The organism is Nostoc sp. CMAA1605 (assembly GCF_021596505.1).
In the GTDB taxonomy this organism is placed as follows: domain Bacteria; phylum Cyanobacteriota; class Cyanobacteriia; order Cyanobacteriales; family Nostocaceae; genus Trichormus.
In genome coordinates this window covers 19577-30386 of the sequence record NZ_PJIZ01000068.1, presented here as the reverse complement: position 1 = coordinate 30386, position 10810 = coordinate 19577, and the positions used below count along the sequence as shown (strand labels likewise).

General features: G+C 43.3%; 7 protein-coding genes and 2 pseudogenes. 6 read left to right on the top strand and 3 right to left on the bottom strand.

All coding sequences use genetic code 11. The annotated features are described in order from the left end of the window. The 5 genes and pseudogenes from CV014_RS20510 to CV014_RS30455 form a co-directional block, all read left to right on the top strand. Positions 1-826 (top strand): annotated as a pseudogene (locus tag CV014_RS20510) (polyamine ABC transporter substrate-binding protein); the annotation flags it as partial. A gap of 160 nt (positions 827-986) precedes the next feature. Beyond that, entirely contained in the window at positions 987-1847 is an 861-nt protein-coding gene (locus CV014_RS20505) for an ABC transporter permease (RefSeq protein WP_442946928.1), read from the top strand. Positions 1848-2076: 229 nt separating this feature from the next. Beyond that, positions 2077-2592, top strand: coding sequence for a universal stress protein (locus CV014_RS20500; RefSeq protein ID WP_236143719.1), 516 nt, complete (start codon positions 2077-2079; stop codon positions 2590-2592). A 278-nt stretch (positions 2593-2870) separates the two neighbouring features. Then, positions 2871-4280 (top strand): peptidoglycan-binding protein, encoded by a 1410-nt coding sequence (locus tag CV014_RS20495; RefSeq protein ID WP_236143718.1) that lies wholly within the window; start codon positions 2871-2873, stop codon positions 4278-4280. 14 nt (positions 4281-4294) lie between these two features. Continuing rightward, positions 4295-4642 carry a YncE family protein gene (locus CV014_RS30455; protein ID WP_236143717.1) on the top strand — a complete coding sequence of 116 codons (348 nt, stop codon included), beginning with the start codon at positions 4295-4297 and terminating at the stop codon, positions 4640-4642. Positions 4643-4644: 2 nt separating this feature from the next. Here CV014_RS30455 and CV014_RS20485 read toward each other — a convergent pair. Beyond that, positions 4645-4971 (bottom strand): annotated as a pseudogene (locus CV014_RS20485) (lysophospholipid acyltransferase family protein); the annotation flags it as partial. Positions 4972-4975: 4 nt separating this feature from the next. On the opposite strand from CV014_RS20485, the gene CV014_RS20480 reads away from it, so the two are divergent. Further along, the gene (locus CV014_RS20480) at positions 4976-5149 is read left to right on the top strand and encodes a hypothetical protein (protein WP_236143716.1); all 174 of its coding nucleotides are present in this window, start codon (positions 4976-4978) and stop codon (positions 5147-5149) included. Positions 5150-5178: 29 nt separating this feature from the next. On the opposite strand, the gene CV014_RS20475 is transcribed toward CV014_RS20480, so the two are convergent. Then, the gene (locus CV014_RS20475) at positions 5179-5835 is read right to left on the bottom strand and encodes a PEP-CTERM sorting domain-containing protein (protein ID WP_236143715.1); all 657 of its coding nucleotides are present in this window, start codon (positions 5833-5835) and stop codon (positions 5179-5181) included. A 144-nt stretch (positions 5836-5979) separates the two neighbouring features. Continuing rightward, positions 5980-10626, bottom strand: a complete 4647-nt coding sequence (locus CV014_RS20470; protein WP_236143714.1) for a PKD domain-containing protein — start codon at positions 10624-10626, stop codon at positions 5980-5982. Positions 10627-10810 lie beyond the last annotated feature (184 nt).

Below are 10810 nucleotides of genomic sequence, written 5' to 3'. Positions count from 1 at the left end.
GTGGTGCTTATAGCCTGATTTATCCATCAGACTACATGGTACAAAAGATGGTAGATAAAAATTTATTAGTAGAATTAAAACACGATCGCCTGATTGGTTTAGATCATTTATTTCCTCAATTTCAAAACCCCACTTACGACCCGAAAAACCGTTATAGTATTCCCTTTAATTGGGGAACAACTGGATTATTATATAACTCCGAGGTTCTCAAACAAGCCCCCGAAGATTGGGATTATCTCTGGCAAAACAAAGCCATACTCAATAAACGCATGACATTATTAAATGATGTGCGGGAAGTTATGGGTGCAGTATTAAAAATGTTGGGTTATTCTTACAACTCACAAATGATAATGAAATCAAACAAGCGTATCAAAAATTAACAGAATTAAAACCAGCGATCGCAGCTTTTGACACTGATGCTTGGCAAAATCAGATGTTAGCAGGGGACTTAATTTTAGCCATGTGTTATTCTGCTGATGCCATTAGAGTCAGTAAAGAGAACTCCAAGCTAAAATATGTCATTCCGCGCAGTGGTTCTTCTCTATGGACTGACACAATGGTAATTCCGAAATCAGCACCAAATCAAGATGGTGCTTATGCTTGGATTAACTTTCTTTTACAACCAGAAATAGCAGCGACTATCACGCAAAGATTGAAAATTGCTACACCCAACCGCGCCGGATTTGAACTGTTACCCGAACAAATTAAAAACAACACCAACTTTTTCCCCCCAGATGACTTGTTAGCCAAGTGTGAACGTATCAGTCCCTTGGGACAATTTGAGGAAGTCTATGATCGATATTGGACAAAGTTGACGAGTAGTTAGTCAATAGTCAATAGTCAATAGTCAATAGTCAATAGTCAATAGTCATTAGTTCTTCTCCTTCCTTGTCCCCAGTCCCCAATCCCCAATCCCCAGTCCCCAGTCCCCAGTCCCCAATCCCCAATCCCCAACCGTGCATACCAAACTTCGTACTCTGGATAACATCGAATTGAATCGCCGCCGATTTGATTGGTTACAACCTCTAACTTTACTTGCGCCGGCTGGTATTTGGTTACTGCTTTTGCTGGTGTTACCTGCATTAATTATTTTTCAATTAAGTTTAGTACCAGATATTAGACCAGGTGATCTAGTCAATCCTCAAGGTTTTGCTAACTATATTCGGATTTTTGATCCTTTATACTTACAAGTAATTTTGCGATCGCTGGGTTTAGCAGTTAGCACGACTTTCATTTGTTTAATTTTGGGGTTTCCTGTTGCTTATTGGATTGCTCAAATTGCTCCTCAGAAATGGCGTAATTTATTACTGTTAGGTTTTGTCTTACCTTTGTGGACTTCTTCTCTACTGCGTTCCTATGCTTGGGTAACTATTTTGCGTCGCAGTGGTTTATTGAATAATTTACTGGCTAGTTTAGATTTACCGACTCTACAATTACTGAATAGAATACCGGCTGTATTAATTGGTATGAGTTACAGCTTGTTACCTTATATGGTGTTAATTTTATATGCTTCTTTAGAAAAGTTAGACAAGCGTTTGTTAGAAGCCGCAGCTGATTTGGGTGCAAATCCTGTACAGGCTTTTTGGAAGGTGACTGTTCCCCAAGTCTTACCAGGAATTGCAGCCGGTTCTTTACTGGTATTTATTACAGGTTTAGGGGATTTTGTTGATCCAGAATTATTGGGTGGTGCTTCTAGTATGACGGCGGCGCGGTTAGTTTACAACCAGTTTCTGGGAGTTACGCAAAACTGGGGTTTTGGTTCAGCTTTGAGTATGACTTTAATTTTAGCGGTGAGTATTGCGATCGCTCTTTTGATTAAGTTTGGTGAAGCTACACCCAAGCATTAAATTTTGTCCCAATAAATCCAATCCCCTACTTTTTGAGGAAGTGGGGGATATTTTTTATCGGTATGATATAAGAAGAATGAGGCTCAACAATTAGATGTTTATAGAGAGAACTTTAGTTATCAAATTAGGACTAAAGTCCTTACTACGAACTCAATCATAGTATTTTCATTTCTGGAAAATCATCATTAATATGCAGAAATCCCGTTAGTAACATAGGAGAACTGTTACTATGTATCAAAAAATTTTGGTAGGCATAGATCAGTCGGAAGTCAGTCAAAATGTTTTTGATGAGGCTGTATGTTTAGCGAAAGCAAATAATGCGGAAATGATGTTGCTGCATATTTTATCTCCTTTAGAAGAACCTTATATTAGTCCGATATTTATGCAGCCTGACGCTATTTATCCCACAGTTCCACCAGCACCAACAGAGACATATATTCGACAGTGGGAACAACTCAAGCAAGAAAGATTAGAATGGTTGCGATCGCTCACCAATACTGCTATCAATACAGGTGTGAAAACTGGGTTTACTCAAAATATGGGTGATGCGGGTCGGATAATTTGCGAAGTAGCGCGCAGTTGGCCTGCTGATTTAATTGTACTTGGTCGTCGCGGTCGTGCTGGATTAAGCGAGTTTTTCTTGGGTAGTGTGAGTAATTATGTACTTCATCATGCACCTTGTTCTGTGATGGTTATTCAAGGGAAATTGTCTGAATCTGGTACGGTGATTGAGAAAACTATTTAACGGGGAACAGGGAACAGGCTAACAATCTAGGCTTTTAATCCAAAATCCAAAATTGGGATTAGTTGCTTATGTTTATGAAAAAATTCCACTAGCTAAAATACCGAGAATTTTATTTTGAATTTTGAATTTTGAATTGATTCATCCAGATTCCTATTCGCTGCTAGTTCCTAAAACTATCTTCATAATTTTTTACAATAGGGCGACTTTATCAGTACATATGATAGAATGGGTTCCAAATTTTACCATAAATTAGGACTCGTCTTAGTGACGCTCTACCTATGGAATCACTTGCTTATTTGCACCTAGCCGAGAGTTATGCAGCATCAGCTGATCCTGAAGAGGAAGTGCTTACTGATGTTGAGTTGTACTTTCAGGAACTAGCTTGGATAAAGAACCACAGAGGAGTTTTAGTCTTAGCGGCTTGTTTAGCAATGGTCTCCTTAAGTTCACAAAATCCAGCGATGGGACTTAAAAGGGGTGATAGAGGGTCTCAAGTCGCATCTCTTCAGCAAAGATTGCAAGCGGCTGGATACTTTCAGCAGAACCCTACAGGCTACTTTGGTGCTGTCACAGAAGCAGCTGTGATCCAATTTCAGCAAGCTAATGGTTTAAAAGTAGATGGGGTGGTGGGGTCTAAAACTCTGGCGGCTTTAGGATATGGTTCTGGGGTGAGTGAATTTGCTAATGTGGTCAATGAGGAACAACCAAAAGTTGTATCCAAGCGATCGCTCAAAAAAGGCGACAATAGTTATCGTGTCATGTCCTTACAGCGCAAACTACAAGCGGCTGGATATTTCAATGCACCCATCTCCGGTTTTTTTGATGACGCTACACGCACAGCCGTCATCCAATTTCAGCAAGCCAAAGGACTAACTGTCGATGGTCTTGCAGGTAAACAAACTCTATCAGCTCTAGAATCGCATACAGACGGATTCAACACTACACCGTTTCTGACATCTGCGCCAGTAACTAAAATTTCAGATAACTCTCCACAACCAACACCAAAACCACAAATCCGAATTATCCAGCCAGCAGCGAAAGTTTCCCAACGTCTACAAGGAAGAATGCAGCTGGTAAAAACCATTTCCTCTAGTAAAATTTCGCCAAAATCCGTAGTTTATTCCGGTGATGGGCTATTTTTCGCCCAAAACATGATGTATAACCACTCCATCACTGTGTATAATCGGGACTATAAATTGGTGAAAGTCATTCCCGACACGGTAGATTTATCTAAATATGGTTACGCCAAAAAACCAGGTAAATACAGAGGCGCGCCTGTAGAAGCGAGTTTTTCCCACAATGGTAAGTATGCGTGGGTATCTAACTATCAAATGTATGGTACTGGTTTCAACAACCCTGGTAATGATAAATGTTCTCCGTCTCAGAAAACAGACAACAGCTTTTTATATCGCATCGATACAGATACTCTCAATATTGAACAAGTCATTCAAGTTGGTTCAGTCCCGAAATTTGTCGCCGCTTCCCCTGATGAACAATTAATTTTAGTAAGTAACTGGTGTTCTTGGGATTTAAGTGTAGTTGATGCTAATCAAAACCAAGAAATTAAACGTATTAAATTAGGTGCATATCCTCGCGGAATAGCTATTAACTCAACCTCAGAAACAGCCTATGTTGCGGTGATGGGTTCTAGTGACATTGCTGAAGTGAATCTCAGAGATTTTCGGTGAAATGGATTAGAAATGTGGGTAATTCTCCACGACATTTAAATATAGATCCAACAGGTAAATATCTCTATGCTTCTTTAAATGGTGAGGGTAAAATTGCTAAAATTAATTTACAACAAAGGAGAGTAGTAGATAAAGTCATCACAGGTCAAGCCCCACGCAGTATGGTTTTAAATGAGGATGGGCAAATACTTTATGTTGTGAACTACAAAGAAAATTCAGTGAGTAAAGTTCGCACTAGTGACATGAAAGTTTTGCAAAAAGTCAATGTCGAATCACATCCCATTGGTATTACCTACGACCCGCAAACGAGGGAGGTTTGGGTGGCTTGTTATTCTGGGAATATCATGATTTTTCAAGACTAAATTCACCACAACATATGGTTGAGAAAGTGTCTTAATGGTTTGATTCCTGTGGGTTCTTGATAATCACTGGGTAAAAGAGACGCAATGGCATTTTGCAAAGTTGCTAAAGCTGTTTCTACTTCTTGTCGGTTTGGTCTAAGCGTGGTTGGAAAATGTAGGGGTTCACCAAAACGCACCATTAATTTTTTACCCCAATATAAATCTTGCGTGCCAATTAAAGCTGCTGGTACGATGGGTACACCAGCCCGTAAAACGTAAATCACAGTTCCCCGTTTCAAAGGGAGATGTAACTGACCTTCCTGAGTTCCTAATCGTCCTTCGGGAAAGATAAATGTGGGTATAACTCCTACAGTTGAAACTGCTAACGAATTTGGTGTTACTCCTGCTCATGGTACTTACCAAGCTGTCCTAGAAACACTCCAGGACGAAACAGGAAGTAATAGCAGTAATTTAGAAACATTCTTAGGACTATCTTCAGGTAGCTTAACAAGTTTAGGGGCAATATGATCGCCTACTACAACTTTAACTTCAGGTGCTTAAGATTTTTTACCAAATCGCCGTTGCATAATTAAGCCGCAACCAAATCCGGTAAATACACCCAAAATAGTTAAGGGTTCAGGAACTGGTTCAAGTGTAGGACTACTGACAATCAATTGGGATTCACCGCCAGCATCATCTATATCGACGATACCAATACCAACCAAGAAATTACCAGCATTTGGAAAGATATACTCGTAAATTCCTGTCAAACTATTATCTATATTCAAAGGATTAATGGAGTCATTAATTGTCACAAAAGCTTTGTCAAGGTCAAAAGCACCAAGTTCTTGATTAAATGCGAGTGTAAGATTCCAGTTAAATGTTAACTTATCACCAGCTTGTACTACTATAGTTTTCTTGATGGCAGATCCTCTAACAGCACCAAAGAAAGAATCGGGAGCCAAATTATCGAGACTACCGGGGGCAATTTCTAGGAAATCTTCTAGAGAGTCAGTACCACCACCAGCGATAGCAGTCGAGGCAGTACCTGAATTAGCTTGAGCTGAATTTGATGTTACAGGTTGAACATTACCGATACTGTCCCAATCATTGAAATCCAGGCTGATAGCATAACTAGGGTGAGCAAGTAAGCAATTACCAGCACTCAATAAACTCACAGTACCTGCGGTTAATAGTGAACGCTTGAAAGTCATAAACATAGGTGTAGTTAGTGGGTGAAAAAAGTTTTCAATTCAACAAACACAAACACGCACAGCTGGTGTTGATCAGTTATTCAGGGGAGGGCTAAATGATCAGCCCATTCACCCTGAAAACCGATGGCGAAATAACCAAACCTATTAGATACGTTTACTAGCAGTAGTGCTGGTAGTATCGCTACCACCATCATCATCAGTCACAGTCACGGTAACAATGTAGTTATCTACATCGTTATAGATGAAATTGCTGGGATTATTCATAGCCGCCAGACCAACATTATCGATAATTAAGAATGAACGGAAAACAGCCGTTCCCTGTCTACCATCCCGGTCAATTTGGATAGTAGTGCTATTAGCGGTGGAGCCTTGTACTAGGCGTACATAACCGTCAGCAATAGCATCCGTACCCTGATAACCACCAATCACCAAGCTATCCAGTAGCTGACTCAGATTGATTTTGTCTTTACCAACTTCAAAGTCGGCAATGCGATGACCCACTTCTCGGAGGTCTGTGTAAATAAACTCATCACTGCCTGCACCACCGGTAATCGTTTTACCATTCAAACCACCAAAAATCCGGTCGTTGCCGCTAGTACCATTTAAATTAGAGCGACTACCATCACCACTAATGACTGTGTAGTTATAAGTAGCTGTAAATTGGCCGGTGGTCGCATCAACTACAGCATTGGTAGTGGTACCGTTACCCCAATCAATAGTAACAGTGTGGGTATCTGATAGACCGATATCATTGAATCCACCAGTGATAGATACCGAGTTGCTGCGATTGACTTTTGTTTCCGTGCGTTGGAATGAGGTAATGACTGGAGCAACATTAGTCACCGTCACAATGGTGCTAGCACTTGCACTTGCACCATCATCATCAGTTACCGTAGCCGTAATTGTGTAGTTATCAACAGCTGTAGCAGTGGGGTTATCATCGGCGTAGCGACGGGATGCAGTGAATGTCCGGGTGCTGGCATCAACGGTGGCAGCAGAAGTAGTACCATCACCCCAGTTAATGCTGACTGTGTGGGTGTCTCCAATTCCTGGGTCTGTGATTCTACCGGAGACTACGACTAATCCATTTTCTGTTACAGTGGTGTTTGCCAGTAACAAACCAGCGATCGCTGGTGCAGCATTATTGATTCTGGCTATCGTCGTAGCAGTATTACTAGCACTATCTTTGTCAGTCACTGTGGCAATAATGACGTAATCTTGATTATCGCCATACTGGTGGGACAGATCAAAATCAGTAGTGCCAGCCGCAAAATTGAATGTCTCGGATGAGCCATCACCCCAATTCACTAAAAGAGTGAAACTATCTTGAGTTCCAGGGTCAACAATTTTGCCAGTCAAGCGGCTGATACTACCTTCAACGGCGGTTGTCGCTGACAAGTTTTGCAATTGTGGTGCGGTATTACTTACAGCCACAGTCTTGGTTGTCGTGTAAGTTCCATCTTCATCAATGGCTGTTACCAGAATCACCCTTGTACCGTTGTCTGTAAATCTGTGGGTCAGAGACTGAGTAGCTCCTGCAAAAGTTTCGATTGTGCCATCATTCCAATCGACAATCCATTGACTAACTGTGTCATTACCAGGGTCATTGGCACTTAAATCTAGGCTGTATGGTACTCCCTCTACGGCTGTATCTGCACCACTAACGATTAATGTCGGAGCAACTGCCAACACCGTCACTTCGGTAAACAATTCTGTTGCACCGCCATCTTGATCTTGAATGACACCCCGGATAGTGCGAGTCCCGTTATCACTGAGGAATTGGTTAGGAACTACCACAGAACTAGAATTACTATTGATGACCTCAAACTGACCATCATTGTTGAAGTCGTAGCTGTAGAAGAAACCAGCTGTTGTGTCACTGAGGGATGGATCAAATCGGTCGATGAAGGAGACGGTGGTGGTGCTACCTTCATTGACTGCACCACTATTAATGAATGTGGCTGTGGGGGCTGTGTTAGTTACCAGCAGGGTGACGGGGTTCGATGTGGCTTGCTGGCCTGTGCTGTAACTGACTCGTACACGGACATTGTAAGTGCCGTTATTTTGGATGGGATTAGCTGCTAATTGCTGTAGCTGTGTCCATAAGAGGGTGGGATTTTTGCCTGTGGCATCTGTAAAGATGCCATCACCATTAATATCCCAAGCATAAGCTGTGGGTGTACCGATCGCGATCGCATCCAGGGTCAGTGCCTCACCTTCCGCAATGGTATAGGGGCTACCTGCACTCACTTGATTGGCTGAAACTGTGACAGTGATTGTCTTCGGCGCGGCTAAGGTGGCATTGGGTGTGGAGTCTTCATCAACTGCGCCGACTACAATTTGCGCTGTCCCTGGATTGGTGTAGATATGGGTAGCTGATGTGGTACCACTACCAAAGACTTCCACTGGCGTGCCATCGCCCCAATTAATGCGCCATTCAAACACGCGGTCATTACCAGGGTCGGTGGCAGAGAAGTTAATTGTGTATGGTGAGCCAACTGCCACTTCATTCACACCATTGACTTGGATGCTTGGTGGTGTGTTGTTGATGATTAGGTTAGTAAAGGCACTACTAGAGAAACTGTCAGTGTTTGTGGCTCGGACACCAATTTGGTATGTACCGTTGTCACCTAACCCTAAATCCACCAGTTGCGCCCAAGTGAGGGTTACAGTCGCGCCACTCACATCTCCAAAACTGCCATCACCATTAATATCCCAGATGACTGGCCCTGAAAGTGCGTTTCCTTGTCCTAGTGGGGTGACATTAGCTTGGAGGGTTACGGACTGACCTTCGTTGATTTGGTAAGGCTGACCGCTAAAGCTGATGATGGGTGCAGCAATGACAACGACATTCCCCTCAAAAGTATCGTACTGGAGTACACCTCTACTATTGACGTTAACACTACCGGCACCGGCGGTTGGTGGGGCTGGTGTGTAGTTGGGGGTATTGGGGTTGGGGTTTTGGGGGTCAAAGATGAGGGTGTCACCTTGGGTTTGGGGTACACCATTGGGGTTGTCACCATGAGCAATGGTAGTAGCGGAGGTGGGAAGATTAGCACCGGAAACGCGTACAGTATCACGACCGTCACCACCAAAGACTTCGGTGCGGCTAGAAGTTCCGACTCGTTCGATGTTGATGGTATCGTCCCCACCCTGACCCCGGACAGTCAGGTTAGAACTAGGAGTTTCGGCACGTAGTTGCGCTGTATCGTTGCCTGTGCCTAAGTTCACGACTGTGGTAGAGCTTAAAGCTTGTAAGATGACGCTATCATTTCCGTCTCCAGTATTGATTGTGGTTGTTAATACTTTTGGCGATGGGGCTTGGCGTAGGGTGATAACGTCTTCACCACTAGCTGTGCTGACTACTAGAGCTTCGATGTTATCGAATGTCGTCAGGATGGTTGTTGGTTCTGGCTGTAGTGTATTGGTATCAAAGACTGCCAGTCCTCCATTGCTGCCTGTAATGCCTAGACTGCTGACGAAGGTTTTAGTGCCATTGGCGTTAGTAGCTATGGCTGTGGGTGTCTGTAATCCGGTTGCACCACCGACGTTATTCCGCAACAGTTGCGCGAATTGTAATCTACCGCTACTTGTGTCCTGCTCAAACACTGCGACTGCATTGCTGTCAGTACCAGTAACCATGACGTATCTGCCATCTGGTGTAACAGTTACATCACTCGCACCAAGAAGACCGCGTACACCATTGACACTGTTCTGGAGTGTTTGTACAAGGGTGAGGTTTTGAGTGGTGGTGTCGCGTTGGAAGACAGACAAGGTGTTACCATCTTGACCTGTAACGTAGACAAAGCGATCGTCTGAACTGATGGCTAGACCTTTGGCTCCATCTAATCCATTGACCGCTCCCGATATGCTCTGGATGACGCTCAGGTTGCTGGCGTTGACAACTAATAAGCTGTCACTGGTGCGACTAGCGGCGTATAGCACTGAACCATTGTTGCTCACTGCTATATTGCTGAAGTTACTAACACCACCTAGATTTAATGATGTCTGAGCAGTGGTCAAAACTCCAGTAGTGGTGTTGCGGTTAAATGCCTGGAGACCGTTTGTCCCCGCCGCATAAACGCGGTTGCCATCGCTACTGATTGCCACTGATTCCAAACTTCTTCCGCTAATTGGTAGTTCTTGAACTAAGCTGAGGTTGCCGTTAGTGGCATTTCTCTGGAAGACTGACAAGATTCTGTCACCTGGACTGGTGACGTAAACATGATTACCGTCACGACTGATAGTCAGGTCGGTAGCACCACCTAATCCATTAACTCCTTCTAACCCGTCTTTGAATAATTGACGCTGAGTCAGGTCACTTGCATTCACGGATACTAAGGCATTTTGTGTGGGGTTGACTCCGTATATCTGTTGACCATTTGGGCTGAGTGCTATTGATTGCAGTCCTGTGATATTGGGTGTCACCGTCAAGTCTGGCCGTGCGGCTTTAATGTAAGCCATTTGTCCATCAATGAGGGTGGTACCTAAAATTGATGTAGTTGAACCACTAATTGTTGCATTGACCTTGACTGCATCTCCTGGTATGAGGGTTGCCCAGACTGCGCGCGGATTCAGGGCTGTTAAAGCCTGTGCTTGTCCAGTCAGCAAACTAGAAGTAGAACTGGAGGTTGAGTTTGTAGGCAAGATACTGAGTGTGGGATTGGTTAACACAGAATCTGTCAGGTTAACGAACAACAGCATATCGAAGTCGGCAGTCTTGTCACCGTTGGCGAGATAAGTGCCATAGTCCTGACTAAAGCCTGATGGGCCTAAATCTAATCGATACACTGCTACTAAGGCATCAGGATTGGCTGAGGTGTTGATACCTAGATTCCTGCCATCAATAATGCTGCTTGGTAGTAAACCGTAGATGTTTGCGCCTCCAGTTAAACCAGCAATAAAAGGTGTAAATTGCTGCTCAGTGGTAAAGGCATTGGAGATGAATGGGTTATCTGCTCGTTGACCTGTAAAG

Bases quoted from the DNA above. Each gene is read 5' to 3' on its own strand.
- CV014_RS20475 (WP_236143715.1), bottom strand. From the start codon at position 5,835: ATGACTTTCAAGCGTTCACTATTAACCGCAGGTACTGTGAGTTTATTG.
- CV014_RS20495 (WP_236143718.1), top strand. From the start codon at position 2,871: ATGGAATCACTTGCTTATTTGCACCTAGCCGAGAGTTATGCAGCATCA.
- CV014_RS20500 (WP_236143719.1), top strand. From the start codon at position 2,077: ATGTATCAAAAAATTTTGGTAGGCATAGATCAGTCGGAAGTCAGTCAA.